Annotated in this window: 15 protein-coding genes; all 15 read left to right on the top strand. The window is 50.9% G+C overall.

Annotated elements, in window-relative coordinates; translation table 11 throughout:
• Window positions 1–2: 2 nt before the first annotated feature.
• The 15 genes from GNP95_RS05115 to GNP95_RS05050 all read left to right on the top strand — a co-directional run bounded on the left by GNP95_RS05115 (window position 3) and on the right by GNP95_RS05050 (window position 15,463).
• On the top strand, window positions 3–230 hold the full coding sequence (locus tag GNP95_RS05115) for a hypothetical protein (RefSeq protein WP_155609760.1): 228 nt from the start codon (window positions 3–5) through the stop codon (window positions 228–230).
• Between the two features lie 34 nt (window positions 231–264).
• The gene (locus GNP95_RS05110; RefSeq protein ID WP_155609759.1) at window positions 265–756 is read left to right on the top strand and encodes a hypothetical protein; all 492 of its coding nucleotides are present in this window, start codon (window positions 265–267) and stop codon (window positions 754–756) included.
• 29 nt (window positions 757–785) lie between these two features.
• Window positions 786–1,268, top strand: a complete 483-nt coding sequence (locus tag GNP95_RS05105) for a hypothetical protein (protein WP_196427067.1) — start codon at window positions 786–788, stop codon at window positions 1,266–1,268.
• A 17-nt stretch (window positions 1,269–1,285) separates the two neighbouring features.
• Window positions 1,286–1,516: an EsaB/YukD family protein gene (locus tag GNP95_RS05100; RefSeq protein WP_155609757.1), complete on the top strand. Its 231-nt coding sequence runs from the start codon at window positions 1,286–1,288 to the stop codon at window positions 1,514–1,516.
• 16 nt (window positions 1,517–1,532) lie between these two features.
• Complete coding sequence (locus GNP95_RS05095) at window positions 1,533–2,351, top strand: DUF5050 domain-containing protein (RefSeq protein ID WP_155609756.1); 819 nt, start codon at window positions 1,533–1,535, stop codon at window positions 2,349–2,351.
• A gap of 7 nt (window positions 2,352–2,358) precedes the next feature.
• Window positions 2,359–6,273, top strand: a complete 3,915-nt coding sequence (gene essC, locus GNP95_RS05090) for a type VII secretion protein EssC (RefSeq protein ID WP_155609755.1) — start codon at window positions 2,359–2,361, stop codon at window positions 6,271–6,273.
• Window positions 6,274–6,311: 38 nt separating this feature from the next.
• Window positions 6,312–6,623, top strand: coding sequence for a WXG100 family type VII secretion target (locus tag GNP95_RS05085; RefSeq protein ID WP_155609754.1), 312 nt, complete (start codon window positions 6,312–6,314; stop codon window positions 6,621–6,623).
• 37 nt (window positions 6,624–6,660) lie between these two features.
• Window positions 6,661–6,951, top strand: coding sequence for a WXG100 family type VII secretion target (locus GNP95_RS05080; RefSeq protein ID WP_155609753.1), 291 nt, complete (start codon window positions 6,661–6,663; stop codon window positions 6,949–6,951).
• Between the two features lie 81 nt (window positions 6,952–7,032).
• Complete coding sequence (locus GNP95_RS05075) at window positions 7,033–7,353, top strand: WXG100 family type VII secretion target (protein WP_155609752.1); 321 nt, start codon at window positions 7,033–7,035, stop codon at window positions 7,351–7,353.
• 15 nt (window positions 7,354–7,368) lie between these two features.
• Entirely contained in the window at window positions 7,369–8,532 is a 1,164-nt protein-coding gene (locus GNP95_RS05070; RefSeq protein ID WP_155609751.1) for a hypothetical protein, read from the top strand.
• Between the two features lie 96 nt (window positions 8,533–8,628).
• Window positions 8,629–9,297 (top strand): hypothetical protein, encoded by a 669-nt coding sequence (locus GNP95_RS05065; protein WP_155609750.1) that lies wholly within the window; start codon window positions 8,629–8,631, stop codon window positions 9,295–9,297.
• Window positions 9,290–11,293 carry an Mbeg1-like protein gene (locus GNP95_RS05060; protein WP_155609749.1) on the top strand — a complete coding sequence of 668 codons (2,004 nt, stop codon included), beginning with the start codon at window positions 9,290–9,292 and terminating at the stop codon, window positions 11,291–11,293. Before GNP95_RS05065 ends, GNP95_RS05060 begins: the two co-directional genes overlap by 8 nt.
• Before the next feature lie 297 nt (window positions 11,294–11,590).
• A complete protein-coding gene (locus tag GNP95_RS05055) occupies window positions 11,591–12,418 on the top strand; it encodes a copper amine oxidase N-terminal domain-containing protein (protein ID WP_155609748.1) in 828 nt (275 codons plus the stop codon).
• Window positions 12,419–12,453: 35 nt separating this feature from the next.
• Complete coding sequence (locus GNP95_RS26070; protein WP_230873662.1) at window positions 12,454–12,594, top strand: hypothetical protein; 141 nt, start codon at window positions 12,454–12,456, stop codon at window positions 12,592–12,594.
• 406 nt (window positions 12,595–13,000) lie between these two features.
• A complete protein-coding gene (locus tag GNP95_RS05050; protein ID WP_155609747.1) occupies window positions 13,001–15,463 on the top strand; it encodes a hypothetical protein in 2,463 nt (820 codons plus the stop codon).
• Window positions 15,464–15,630 lie beyond the last annotated feature (167 nt).

The raw sequence follows: 15,630 nt of genomic DNA, 5'->3' as shown, positions 1-15,630 counted from the left end.
TTATGGAATATCAAAATCGCAAGCGGAACAGCAAGCGGGAGGAGGAGAAGAAACTCTCCTTCTGGAAGGAGGAGCGCGGAGACATCGGCGTGAAGCAAATCGCTGTCACGGTTGGTGTGATCGTCATCATCGCCGTAGCTGTTACTTTAATCCGGAACACCTTCTTGGAGCAATGGATCAGAGAGGTATGGGAGATGTTCATGAAAGCGATCGAGGACATGATGGCTTAATGCAGGCGACTACATAAGGCATAGGTGAAATAAAATGCGCGCATTCGCAAAATCGATTCTTATCTCTATTCTCGTTTCGGTCGCCATTTTGTTGTTTACGAACTTTATTTATTTCTTTCCCTGGTACATGACGCTGGTGGTGGAAACTTTCCATTTGTCTCAGGTCGTGGCCAGCGATAATTACCTGAAGAACGAATACAAGGAAGATACGCTCAGGAAGCTGAGCGACCGTCCGGTGTACCGGGACAAGGCCGATCAAATCGTCATTTCCGCCGAAAAGGAAGGGGGAGGCGAGCATTCCGCCGAAGGTGGCGACGCCTCTTTATACGAAAACGCCTCGGATATTGAGAAGCCCTACAAGCAGCGCGGGCATCCTGTCACGGTAACGATCAAGGCGGTATACCCGCTAAGCATCAAGCTGTGGGGGGAAAAATATGAACGGGAGATTCCGGTTTCGTTCACCCTGACAACGACGGGACTCAAACATTATAAAGACTTGATCTACTATGAAGAGGACTACTGGTAAAAGAGACTATGAAAAATATAGCTATAGCCATGCTGCTTCTTTTACTGCTATCGGTATTACTGGAGCCGATGGTGGAGCTCATGTATTTGGGAAAAGAGAAGATCGTGCTGGGGACGGCCCTTGGCAATGCCGCGCGTTCAGCGAAGGATCGCAGTCTGATTTATGAGTTTCATAGAGATTTGGATGCTAGCGTCGACGAGGAGAAATTCGTGGAGTATTTTGCGGAGGCATTCGGCGATGCTTTGAAGCTGACCTGGACGAATCAAGGGCTGAGCATGCGTGAGCTCACCTTCGCATCCGCGAACGGCAAATACAATGATTTCACGGTAACCGTTGAGTTTAAGGAAGAAATGAATGAAGCGACAGGGCAGCTGGTAACGGAGGTCGAGCTGAAGGCGCAATCGGAGTACAAGTTCCAGACCAAATATTTGCAGCTGGCCGAAGATGCCGGACAGGATGTCGCTTATCAGCTTGAATCCGAGCGGATGCTCATATTGTCGGTCAAGAACTAAGGGAGGGGAAAAAGCCGATGGACTATGTCGTAGTAACGTTTCAAGCCGGCGAGAGCTTCGCGAAGGAATTGAAGGTGCCTGCCTTTGTAACTTCCGGGGAACTGCTGGCTATGCTGTCCGACGCGCTGGGCCTGTCCATCACTCCGGAGCATCGGCTGCAGGCCGAGCCGCTGGGGCGCATACTTGACCCCGCCCGGACGCTGGAGGAGGAAGGCGTGGCCTTCGGAGCACTGCTGACTCTTATTTAGAAGGAGGTGGACCCGCGTGAATGACAACATCAGCACCGGAGGCTTGATCTGCGAGGCTCAGGACAAGCTGCTGCTTGCCGATATTCGCCATTATTCCGGAACGCATATGCAGAGCCGGTTCTCCAGCGATAGTACCCTTTTGGAAGGCATGTTCTGGTTCATGAACCCTAGGGGAGACCTCGTTTACTACAGTGACCAAAGCCGGGGGAACCGATTGTATCGCCTGGATCTGTTATCAAGAAGCACTCAGCTGCTCATCGACCGCCCTTGCTGCGGCCTTGTCCTTAGCGGTGATTGGCTCTATTACAAGAGCGAGACCGATCATAAGCTGTATCGCTGTCTAACCGACGGGACGAAGGAATCCCGGGTGACGGATGAGCCGGTCGAATGCTTTGTCGTGGAAGGAGAGCAGGTGTATTACGGAACTCAGCAAGGGATCCGGTCATGTCACGTTAGCGGGAGCAGCCGCGAGCAGCTCTCGGAATCCGTACCAGCCCATTTGCTGAAAGTCGGCGACGACTTGCTATTCGCCGACACGAAGAACCAGTACTTGCTGACTGCTCTGCATCTGCAAACAGGGGAAGCACAGGTCTATGCGGATGTGTCGCCGAATAGCCTGAATAGCGACGGACGTTACATTTATTGCGCCAACCGCAGCAATGACAGCTCGGTATACCGCATCGATCCGGACACGGGCAGCAAAATCCGCATTTGCGGGGACAGCGCCGATCATATTCATATTCTGGGCGATACGATCTATTTCAGCCACCGGTTCGAATGGTACAAGATGTCGCTGACCGGCGGCCAAGCGGAGAAAGTCATTACGGAGTCGTGAGGTAAATATGATTAACGAAAAATATGAATTTAGCCGGCAGCCCCGTTTCTTGCCGGAAATGCCCAGCGGAGAAATCGACATTCCCAATCCGCCCCATGCGTACGAGAAGCCGGAAATATCCTGGTTCACGTTATTGGCTCCGCCGGTCGTGATGCTGGTCATTACATTACTGCTCGCCTTGACTTACCAATCGATGTTCATGATGCTGTCCATCGCGATGACTGTCATGACGCTGATCGTATCGCTTGCTACCGCTGCTTCGCAAATCAAGAAGTACCGAAAGAAGAAAAAAGAGCGCGAGCAGAAGTATTTGCAATTTATCGCGGATACCCGCAGCGAGCTGATGCTGGCCAGAGAACAGCAAATCAAAGCGATGAACGAGATGAACCCGGAGCCTGCGGCCTGTCTGCAGCGCATCCAGGACATCGATAACCGGCTGTGGGAGCGAACGCCATCTTCACCGGACTTCCTGTCGCTTCGACTTGGGGTAGGCAGCGTCCCTGCGGCGCTGCACATTAAATATACGAAGCAGGCGATCATCATGGAGAGCGACCCGCTCATCATGGAGCCGCAGAGGCTGGCCCTCGAATTCGAGCGGGTTCAGGATGTGCCGGTGTCGATCAATCTGATGGCTTCGGAAATTTGCGGCATCGCCGGAGAGGAAGAGAAGACATTCGCGATGGTCACACAGATGCTGCTGCAGCTCGTTACGCATCACGGATACGACGATGTGCGCATCGTCGTGCTGGCTGCGGAGGAAGGGCTGGAGAAATGGGGCTGGCTCCGGCAGCTGCCGCATCTGTGGACGGACGGATTCGATGCGAGGTTCCTCCTCTGCGGCAAGGCGATTGCGCATCAGGTGCTCGGCGGGCTGCACGAAGTACTGAAGGAACGGGAGCGTAAAGAGGTAGCCGGGAGCCCGCTTCCCCATTTCGTCTTCATCGTGGAGGATCCTACTCTACTGGAGGAGGAGCCGATCAATAAATACTTGTACAACAAATGCGCTTCGCTTGGGGTGTCATCGGTATATATCGCCAAGAATCAGGCTTATCTGCCGATGAACTGCAAGCAGGTCATCGTCCTGCAGGGCAAGAACGGCGAGCTGGCCGACCGGGAGTCCGGCGAGAAATCGACATTCATTCCGGATCAGGTTCCCATGCGGCAGCTGGAGGAGGCCGTGCGCCGGATGGCCCCGCTGCGGATCAAAAATTCGAGCGCGAGCTTTGCGCTGCCGACCTCGCTGACGCTGCTGGATATGATGCAGGCCAAGACGACCGGGGAAGTCGATCTGCTGTCCCGCTGGACGAGGAACAAGCCGTTCAAGGGCATGAGCGTGCCGATCGGGATCAAAGCCGGAGGCAGCCTGTTCCATCTTGATATGCACGAGACCGGCCACGGTCCGCATGGCTTGGTGGCCGGGACGACGGGCTCCGGGAAAAGTGAGCTCCTGCAGAGCATCATCATTTCCTTGGCGATCAACTATCATCCGCATGATGTCGTGTTTGTGCTGATTGACTATAAGGGCGGCGGCATGGCGGATATTTTCAAGGGCATGCCGCATCTGGTCGGGACGATTACGAACCTGGGAGGGAATCAGACGACACGCGCCCTCTTGTCCATTAAGAGCGAGCTGATGCGGAGACAGCGTGTGTTCTCGGAATTTGGGGTAAATAACATAGACAGATACCAGAAGCTCTATTACAGCCAGAACGAGAATGGCCGCATGCCGGCGATTCCTCACTTGATCATGATTGCCGACGAGTTCGCCGAGCTGAAGCAGGATCAGCCGGAGTTCATGAAAGAGCTGGTCAGTACCGCGCGGGTCGGCCGAAGCCTCGGCGTCCATCTGATTCTGGCGACGCAGAAGCCGGCTGGCGTCGTGGACGACCAAATTTGGAGTAACTCCAAATTCAAAATCTGCCTGAAGGTTCAGGACGAGGCCGACAGCAAGGACGTGATCAAACGGCCGGATGCGGCCATGATCAAGGAGCCGGGCCGGGCGTATATCCAGGTGGGCAACGACGAGATTTTTGAGCTGTTTCAATCGGCGTATTCCGGGGCCGATTACGACCCGGAAGGAGAAATGCTCAAGAGCGAGAACCGCGCGAAGCGCATTTACGAAATTTCGCTTCATGGGCGCGCCGAGCAAATCTATCCGCTGGAGGAAGAGAAGATTGCGCTGAAGGAAATGCCTTCCCAGTTGAAGTGCATGGTTGAGCACATCATCTCCTTCTCGGAACAGAGCGGAGTAGAGGCGCTTAAAGGTCCGTGGCTGCCGCCGCTTCCAGATGCGGTGTACCTGGACGATCTGTACGTTCCAGGAACGGGGCTGAATATGGAGCTGGGCTGGCCTGGGGAAGAAGCGATCCTCAGCGCACCGATCGGCCTGGTGGATGATCCGCGGGGCCAGCTGCAAGAGCCGCTCATGATCGACTTCGCGGCCGAGGGCAATCTCTTCGTGTACGGTTCTCCGGGCACGGGCAAGACGTATCTCCTGAGGTCGCTGTGCATGTCGCTGGCCTACAAGTATTCGCCGTCCGACGTTCATTTGTATGTCATGGATTTCGGAGGTTCCTCCTTCAAGCTGTTCGAGCGCCTGCCGCATTGCGGGGGAGTGATGACGCTGGAGCAGGAGTCAACGATCCAGCAATTTGTCTTATTCCTGTTCAGGGTAATGGATGAGCGCAAAAGGCTGTTCGAGGAAAGCCAGAGCGACGGCTTCAACGACTACAAGCTTAACGGCGGGAAGCTCCCGGCTATCGTGCTCGTCATCGACAACTATTTTGCGCTGTCGGAGACATACGAGGAGATTGACGAGAAAATGGTTACCTTGGCCCGTGAAGGCTCCAAGTTCGGCATTTACATGGTCGTGACGGCGACGAACAGCTCCCTTGTCCGCTACAAGCTGTCCGTGAACTTCAAAATGGCGGTGGCGCTGCAGCTCACGGATAAAGGGGAATACGCCAATATCGTCGGGCGGACGGAAGGCCTGGAGCCGGCCAAGGTGCCTGGGAGAGGCCTGGTCAACGGCAAGCCGCCGCTCGAATTCCAGACGGCGATTCCGGAGTTCAGTGAGCGGAGCATGGAAGAGCTTATTCAGGACTTCGAGTTCTTCGCCAAGGAGAACCTGGTTGAACCGGCAACGCCGATCCCGATTATGCCTGCCAAAATTGACATGAGAGAGATCAATCAGGGTGGAGAGCTGCTGGCCATCGGACTTGGCGACCATGACCTGATGCCGGTTTATGTGGATCTGACAGTTACTCCGGTGATTATGGTCGCCGGCGACGCGATGTCGGGCAAAAGCACGCAGCTTGTCTCATGGATCAGCATGCTGGACGAGAAGCTGGGTTCGGACCGGCTGGAGGTCTATGCGCTCGATTCCAGCTCGATGGGAATCTATGAATTGATGAAGCTGCCTTGCGTAACGGATTTGTCGCAGGTCGAGGATATGTACGACTTCATCGATGCGGTCAAGCAAGAGCTGGACGACCGGCGTGGCAAATTCCTGGCGGCAAGACAGGCGAACGGTGACCTGAACGCGCTTGTCCGTTCCTGGAAGCAGATGATTTTCGTCATCGATAACCTAAGCGAGTTAACCAACGGGGATCAATATTCGCTCAAGGAATTGATCGAGCGCATCGCCAAGCATGAACGCGGCATGAAGGTAGCCGTCATCGCGGCGGACCAGACCTCGGAGCTCGCCAACAACTGGGATAGCCTCGGCAAGGTGCTGCGGGAGGAGCAAACCGGCCTCTTGCTCGGCAGCCTCAAGGAGCAAAGCCTGTTCAATACGAGGTTCCCGTACGGGAGCCAGGAGAAGGACATGGAGCTTGGGGACGGCTATTTCATTGTGAAAAACAAATTTACGGGTCTGCGTACGGCTACATTCTCGCAGCAGCAGGAGAAGGTCATGATCTAGAGCATCCGGGCAAGCCGATTCGTTGAGGAGGGGTGTAAATGCCTTCATCAGGAGAAATCCGCAGAAAAGCAGCTGGAGTCCGTGTCATATCCGAAGATATCAGGCGCGAGTCATCGAAGTACCAAAGTGTTGTGGGCGATGTGAGCACCTGGTGGAAGGGAGAAGCGGGCACCAGCTTTAGAACCGGGTACCAGCAGATTCATCGCGACATCAGCGACCTGCTCCGCAAGCTGGAAAGCCTGGAATCCAAGCTCGGCAGCAATTTAGCCCATGCGGTCGATCGGGCGGAAGAGGAGCGGAGGAGGAAAGCGATGGAGGAGCGGCAGCGTTTAGCGGCGCTGAAGCCATAGCTGATCCGGATAATGACGCTTGAAAGGAGGTGAGATAATGTCAAACTTAACGTTTAGTCCTGGGCAGGCCCGCAGTGTGGCCAAGTCTATTCTGAACAAAGGCAGAAATGCAAAGGATCTGGTAGAGCAGCTGCACAGAGAAATTAATTCCGTTGAGGGCTGGTGGCAAGGGGATTCCGCCAAGGCTTTCGTGGACGAGTTCAGACAGTTGAAGCCTAACCTTGATAAGTTGGTTGAATGCGTGGAGAACATCAGCAAGAACCTCGATAAAATCGCTGATATCAAGGAGCAAAGCGAGAAAGATATCGCTAGCGCGCTTCGTAAATAAGGAAGATCGGCGTGGTACACAGTTGGCTGCTGTTATCACGCCATTTTCTAAATTCATTCTCATGGAACGGGAGGTGGGGAGATGAGCACACCAAGTGCCATAAGCGGCACAGCCAGAAATATTCGCAATGAGCTTGGCGAGGTAAAGCGGGAGGAAGCCAGGCTGCAAGCCGAGCTTGCCGGGGTGGCGTCCTGGTGGAAGGGCAGCGCGGGTAAAGCGCTGACGGACAGTTACCGGTCGCAAACGCGAAACGAGATTAGCCGATTGTATTCGGACATTGAGGCCTTGCAGACAGGCTTGGAGAGGCTGGCCGCCGAGGTACAGAGAGCCGACGAGCAGAGGCGTATCGAAGTCCAGCAGAAGGCGCTAAAGCTTGAGCAGCAGAGGAATGCTAAGAAATAAAGGGGTGTACCTGGCGTGTTGAGGGATAAGGATAAAATACTGATATGCGAGCTGGTGAGCGCAGGGGACATATCCCCGTTCATCCATCGCCCCTTGGAGCATTTCTCCGAATGGGGGAAAGAGCTGAGCGGATACCCTGATCTGGAGCTGTTGACTCGCGAGATAGAGTCCAGCCCCGCATTGCTGCGCTTGTCCTTGCAGCAGCATAGGCAGCTGGAATATATGAGCTTGTACATATTTGCAGACGTTGAGGGCAACAGCGTCATCGTGCCCTATGCGGATGAGCACCCGGAGCTGCAGTTGGACATTCATCACTTCCTGGATGATGTGACGGAGTGCGCTTCGCAATGGAGAGATAAGGGCAGCTGCGTCTTGACTGGAATGAGGGCGGGCGGCTATTGCGCGGCTTTTCTCGCGGAGCGGCTGGATCTGGAAGCCACCGTATTCGCGGTGCCTACGGGCGAGGAGCTTCCCGGAAGGGTGCGCAATCTCGTGGCCGAGCACGACCCGGTTGGGGAATGCCTGGATAAGGTTGTGTTCGTGAAGCAGCAGACGGAAGAAACGGATCTGGAAGAGGCTTACTTCAAGATTCTAGAATTTGATACGGAAGGCAATACCGTTCCGACGCTGCAAAGCGAATATTCTAAATTTGTAAGCTGGTTTTATGATACGGTCGGGACGATCCGGCCGGATGTATGGCATATTTTTTTCGGAGAAAGTACGGAAGAGGAGCCGGTCATGGATTATGGGCTGTACTCTTTATTTTTAAAAATGGACGGCTTGACAGAAGAGGGCGTAGGGCGCTCCATCGAGCAAGTCATTAGATATACGGAGAAACAGCTAGAGAAGAACCGAAGCACTCTGCAAAGCGAATTCAGCCATATCGAGGTTGAGCAAATCAAGAGCTTTATCCGCGAGTGCGGGGAGCAGCTGACAAACCAGGCTGTAGATATGGTGTATGACGTCTATCGGAGCGTTGAGACGATTCTGTCGGGCGCTGCTTTGTTTACGATGAATAAGAATACAATTGCGGTCATTCCTGTAATGGAGGGCTTTAACGCCCGAACCGGCGAGCTGCTGGACCGGGAGATCGTATTTATAACCGATACAATTGAGCAGGAATTTCAGAATTACATGGACAATATGCTGATGTTTCCCGAAATCTCGTTGGAATGGTAATCCACCTTTAAAGGAGAGGAAATTGTGAACCTGAGGACGACGAAATTCATCTTGAGCCTGTTAAGCATCATTATTTTATGGGGAGTGAGTGGATGTATGAGTAAGAAGCCGAACCCGGAAGCGATCAAGGAGCAAATGTTATCACATTTGGAGGAGAAGTATGGGGAAGAGTTCGTTCCGATCTCACTGAGCTTGAGTGACTGGGCATACAGCTATGACCGGTTGCAGGCTTATCCGAAACAAGGTTCCGAGCAGGATCATTTCGAGGTATGGGGCACGAAAATGGAAGATGGCTCATATCGCATCAGCGACGGGTACTTCGGTATACTCATCAGACCTCAATATGAGGCGGCGCTTTCCGGCATTGTCCGTGGAACTTACGATGAGTTCAAGCTATATGTGGAATTTGGCGAGGGGGTATTGCCGGATCGTTTAAATAAGAGTACGCCGGTGGAGCAGATTTATAGCCAGGACGAGAATTTCTCGTCGGACACGGTTATTTTCGTGAAGCAATCCTTGGTTCAGGATCAGAATATCGAGGCGGGCTTGCGCCAAATCGCAGGGAAAATGCGCGAGCAGCAAATGGTCGGATTCGTACGGCTGTATGTCGTGGTGGATGAGAAGTACGATTCTATTGGCTCAGGACCTCAGAATTTGAGCGCTTTGCAGGATGAGGGCTATTTCGTTGGGGATTATAAATCGGTCATGGTGACTCCGGATATGACGATCAGGCAGAACGGAGAGGAGGTCGTGGCGGATGGCTGAGCTGAAAGAGAATCAACTGCTGCTGCTGAACAACCTCATATACCTTCAAGGGGTGGCTGACAGCAACAATAAGAAGGTCGGAGATATCGTAGATTCCTTTCTATATGGCAACGGTCTGGACAAAAGCCGGAATCTGAGCAAAATCGGCACAGACGATGAATACCCCTGTAAAATGTCCAAGGAAGAATGGCTTGTCATTTTGCGGGCGATCGAGAAGGATCCGCAGCTGCGTTCCTTAACCGTCGCGGACGGCCGAACCGGCGTCATGTTCGACAAGAACGGAAAAACGATACGGGGCAGCGACGGCAAGCCGCTTGAGGCCGGGATGCGGGCAGCGACGTTCGTCGATACGCAAGGAGAGGCGACCGTCGTCTTTCGGGGAACGGGCGGCGATTATGAGTGGCACGATAACGGCCAGGGCGGATATTTGTCGGATACCCAGCAGCAGATCGCCGCTTTGGAATATATCGAGAGCTTGAAATACGAGAATATCACGGTTACCGGCCACTCGAAGGGCGGTAATAAGACGCAATACGTAGCGATTCTATCCGATAAGGTGGATCGGGCCCTTTCTTTCGACGGGCAGGGCTTCTCCAAGGAGTTCATTGAGAAATACAAAGACCGGATCGAAGCGAATAAACATAAAATTACTTCGATATCCGCGAAGGACGACTTCGTCAATTGCTTGCTGAATCCTATTGCGGGGACGATTAAGTACATTGATACGGAGAAGCAGGAGCAATTCATTTACAATCACCGGCCCAACATCGTTCTCGACGAGAACGGCCAGATGAGGGAATTGACCGAACAAGGGGATATTCCGAAATTTATTAATGAATTCACTATCTATATCAATGAGACGATGGAGGAGCCTTACCGCAGCTATGCGCTCGACGGCGTGCTGGCCTTCATGGAAAGCGGTGCCGAAGGCTTCGAAAAAGAAGGCGACTTCCAGAAGTGGGTCGGGGCGGCAATGGTGCTTAGCCATCTGGACGATTATGCGTTCAGTAAAATTGCCGAGGAGTATGGGGATGAGGTTGAGTTAGTCGTTACATTTATTGCAGCTTATTTGTTCCCATATGTATTCGCCGATGATTTCCTGAAATCTCTGGGCAAGAACATCATGAACGGGATTAATTACGTCATGGACAAGCTCAATCAGTTTGGCGATTGGATCGTGAAGCAACTGACGATTGCCGCTGCGAAACTCGTCAAAGCGGGGAAGATGGTTGGAGATGCTTTAACAAGGTTCGCGGAGCAGGTGAAAACGGAATGGGGGAAATTTAAGGAACGGGCTAAAGAACTAGCCAAGGATATCGCGATGGCGGGAGTTCGTGCGGCACAGGCGATAGAGCGATTCAAAGAGAAGGTTAAAAATGCCGTGACGAGCTTCTTCAAAAGCATTGCCGAAAGAACGAAAAAGATTATTGCCGCCATTAAACAGGCCTGGGACAAAACCGTAAACGATGTCTCGAACAGCGTGAATACGGCCATTAACGAGGCCAAAGCCGGGCTGTCCAAGAGATATGACGCGTTTAAATCCAATATCAAGTTACTGGCGCAGCTGCCGAAGCGGGCGGCGGGCATGCTTACGGCCAGGAAGGCTCCTTCCTCCGGCAAGAATAAGAACTATACGGCCAAAATCATTAAAGGATACGGCTCGCATACCTCTGTGAAGCTAGCCGTGGACTTCGGCCGTTTAAACCATTTGAAATTGAAATTTAAAAATTTCGAGGATTACCTGGGCTCCCGGGTACAGCAGATGCTGTCCCAGGCGGAGCGAATCTCCTCCAGCACCGGCCGGTCCTACAGCGAGTCTAACGTGCAGCGGCAGGTGCACCAGGTCCACCGCGCCTGCGACCAAGTAAGACAGCGCCACAGGAAGGTGGCTGCCGAGCTGCAGAGCAAGGCGAAGTTCCTGACGCATGCCGAGGAGCAGTATCGAAAGATTGAGCGGATGATCTCCAAGGATATTTCAATGGGCGTTTCTTTTTAAGAGAAATAGGGTTGAGAGGTCTACACCTATATTTCGTTCTTTAAATGGAATTTATGGCATTAAACAGGCTTCAAACAATGGTTTTAGGGGATTAGTTGGATTTTACGTACCTAAAATCAAGGATTCAGCCCATCGTTGGCATTTCCCTTCTTCTAACGACATGAAATCCATTTAAATCTATGATTACTTTCTTGCCGCAGAAACTAACTGCCGTCGATCCATTTATTATAAGTTGAACGATACAAATGGATGTGAGGAAGTACGTCGTATATACCAAAAACCAGGAGGGGTAAGAAGATGAAAAAGAGAATCGCAACAGCATTAGCCATGCTGCTGTTATTGATGGGACTAGTCCCGGTTTTGACCGCAGCTAAACCATTGCCACTGCGTGTGGAGGTAAATACGAACCGTATTTACTTCCCGGATGAGCAGCCTTATGTAGATAAGGCTCAGCGGGTACAGGTGCCGGTGCGCTTTGTTAGTGAAGCTTTGGGTGCAAAAGTAGGCTGGAACGCCGCCACCAAGACCGTTACGGTAGACCTGGATTCAAACCGCGTAGTCCTGGTGCTTGGCAGTAAGAAGTACACGGTAAATGGTGTGGAGAAACAAATGGATACGGCGGCAGAGCGAGTAGGCGGTAGAACCTTCGTTCCGCTTCGATTTATAAGCGAGGGACTCGGAGCCTCTGTAAAATGGGATTCCGCAGTAAGAACGGTTTATATTAATACGGCTGGATTTGATCCTAGCGAAGTTAAGCAAGGGTCGGATCAAGTCGTTGTGGAAGATATGTATGGTTTTAAAGTAAGGCAAAATACAGGATCTATGTTAGAAGCTTCAAAGGGCCCATATGATCGCTTTAATAACAATAAGAATAAGTCTCTCATGAATTTACTCATTATACTTACACTCGAGGGGGCAGACTACGAGGCGCAAGTACAAGAGGTTGAAGATATTCTTATACAAAAGATAGATGAGAAGACCGTGAAATCTATCATTAAATACGTTCAGACTAAGACTACAATTGAACCGGAATTAAAAATGAAAATATTTACGGATGACACATATGAGATTTTCGTTGGAGCCGATATTAATTCCGACATATCAATAACTGTTTTTTACAAGTAGCAGTCATTCATACATCCAAAGCCCAGACTGGCTCAATGATGGATATCAAAAAAAGTAGCGGTGAAGGTACGCAAGCCCTCCTGGCCAATGTCAAAACTAAAAAACATCTGAACCAGAGCTGGAACCGAAAGAGTTTTCTGATGATACGTTTAAAATTAGAGTGGCATCAAATATAAATTCAAATATTGCTGTAACTATATTTTATAAGTAGGTGCAACCATGAAAAAATCAATAAGGATAATATTAACTGTGATTATGTTATGCGGTATATATCCTTATCAAACTATTTTTTCTGAAGAAAAACCGATGAGCCACGTTCCCAAGACGGCTGATGAAGTCATTCAAAAGATAAACCGCGATATGCGTGAGTTATATGGCTTTAAGGAATCAGAGTACTACAAAGATCATATTATGAAGGACAGTAAGCGTCTAAATCTCAGAAAGGATTTAATCCGGGACAGGTTGAATAGAGCCTCTCAAGCTAACGAAGAATTAGAAGAAAAAGAAAAAATAAAATTATCCACTTATGAAATAGTCTATGGGGAGTCACATGGACGAACGATTAACCATAGAGGCAAGGAAATGAAAGTATATAGCGGATACTCTAGAGATGGGCACCCTGTTCCGGCAGAAGGCGTACCTTGGTATGCAGGTTGGAGCGGAACAAAAATACAAGATTTTAAATTAATTTTTGAACCATGGACGGATAAGGAAGTATATAAAAAATACGGAATCAAAAAAAATCATTTTGATGCATACAGAAGTGCAACGAACCCATTCCTGCCGGACGGAACTTTTGAAGAGGCTATCCTTACTGGTCTAAATTTGGAGTACGCAGGCGAGAAATATGAGAAGTTCATGTACAACAATCAAAACTCTGCCTTGGCGGATAAAGTAGTCTATGACGAAAATGCCAAACCCAAAAACGGCAGATGGATCGACTACGTTCACGTACTTCAGCCGCCGACAGAGATCTCCTGGGGGTTCGGGACGGTATATATCGATAGCAGTATCGGTATTACTTATCTGGATATCCCGATCGCCCCGTTTAATTTAATGAGGGACGACATCTCGGCACAGTTTGAGCAGCTGCCGGTTGAGGCGGTGCCTGGGGAAACAGTTCGGATTGGCGTGAAGGTGAATTCGACCTTTATTGATTCGGTGAACTCGAAATATGAATGGGCGGTTACACGCGTGAGCGACGGAAGAAAAATAACCGCTGCGGATGGGCTGAAATTCAGCGGGCATGGAACAAGGGAGTCGGGCACCGTCAAGCTTGACCGGAATCAAAGCCGGATTCTGTATGCCGATTTTACGATGCCGGATAGCGAGGTTCGCATCCAATTCAACATCAATAAGGATGGCAAATCACCGGAAGAGGCGGATTTAAGCAACAATGTCCTCGACTCCCATCCGAAGGCGGTCAAGGTTGTCGTCCCCGTCGGACTTGGACATGATGTGTTATCCAAAAGGGAACGGTTCCCGCTAAACCAGGGCAATCCCAATACGGCAACCCTTGTATTGCCTAGATCTGATGCATGGTGGACAAGCAACTCGACCGGTGCGCTCAACGTAACCAACGATACGCCTACTTTATTTAGAGCCCACCAGGTCTTGAACAATCCGCGCGTCAATGAGCCGAGTGAGACGGTGACTCGAAGCCCGATTTTCCTGACGACAATCAAAAGGGAGGACTTCGGCGATGACCCCCTGAACCGGAAATGGATGAAACCTGATCCTAGTCCAAACACTCCGATTCAGAGAATCGGCACGGTATCGCAAGCAGGCAGTATTCAAAGAAATTATAGTTATAATGAGATCACGTGCTGGCAAAACGAAAAAGGCAATAATGAATGCAGGACGGAAACGAAAAGCGGTACGGCTTCGGCCTCCTTCCAGGATGGCCTGGATAAGAAGGCCTATCAATTCTACGTTTATAATGGAAAGAAGGATATCGCTAAGCCGTCCTTTCAGAATAAAATCGACAGTAACACGCCAGAGTCGCTGAAGAAGGATCTATTCTGGGAGAACGAGAGCTATACCTATAACGTCATTCGCTGGATGTACCATTTGGATGAGGAAGGGAAGCCTTACCAGCCTGACGGCGTGAAGGTCGATGCCCCTGATTTTGGGGTAGCGGTGCCTGGCCAATATCCTCGGGTATTCACCCAGCAGGCGAGCGCCAATCTTGCATGGAAGCAGGAGAAGTCGATGGCTCAGGAATACGCAACTGCCCGGGACGCTGCCAAGGATCGCAAAAACAACAAGTCACTGTATGATAAAGCCGTGTTCCCAACCGACCGTGATTTGCAGAAATACGCTTACCCGATCAAGTCAGGATATTATTTCAATCCGGCGGGCAGCTATACCTTTACCGTTAAGACGGTGACGTTCAAGCAGTCAGAAGCAGACACGGCCGATCACCGCGATCTGGTTCATGCCCTGATTAATTCTTTCCGCTACGAGACAAACTTGATCTATATCAACGCCAAGAAAGAAGCAGTTAACATTAAAAATGAAGGGCTTGCCCGCCAAGGCGGCGGCTTCAAAGCTGTTCCAGGGATTTTGAAGGCCGAGGATCCGAAAGGTGTAAATGGTGCGGTATTGCTTGAAGTTAAGGACCGGAAGAGCGATCCCAAACGCTATACCAAGGTGGTCGAACCGATTTATTACTCCCAAGATCAGGATGAGAGCAAGACCCATGTATTCTGGAAAAAAGTGCTCGAGGGCTATAGCGAATCCTCCTCGGCTGGCAGCCATGCGGCCTATAAATACCGGGAGTTCGTGAAAAACGGCGAGCCTAAGATGTACAAAATTACGGAAACGACGGAGGTCACAATTCAAATTAACCCGGGCAATATTCCAGTGTATACGCATGCCAGCATGCCGAACGGCAAGTATTATGTAAGAGCATGGGTAGATAAAGCGGAGCTGTCCAAATTGCCTCATGCCTATAATAAACTCCCTGCTCTGCAAGGAGTTCATGTGCTTGATCAAATTGAAGTAACCGTTGCCGGTTCCATGTTTGATGATTTGAATAACTAACTTGTTCAGGTGCCCTTCATGGTATCCTGCTGTCTGATCTTACGATTTAAGAGAGAAGACAGCGGATGGTGAAGGGCATTCCTGCTTTAATCACAGTATGCCTATTATGCATGGTCAACTTGTTCATAAATTGGTAAGATGAGGATATACATAACGTTCGTTCACGG

It is taken from the genome of Paenibacillus woosongensis, assembly GCF_009725165.1.
GTDB lineage: Bacteria > Bacillota > Bacilli > Paenibacillales > Paenibacillaceae > Fontibacillus > Fontibacillus woosongensis.
The sequence above is the reverse complement of the archived record's forward strand: the minus strand, read 5'-3'. Positions and strand labels throughout refer to the sequence as shown.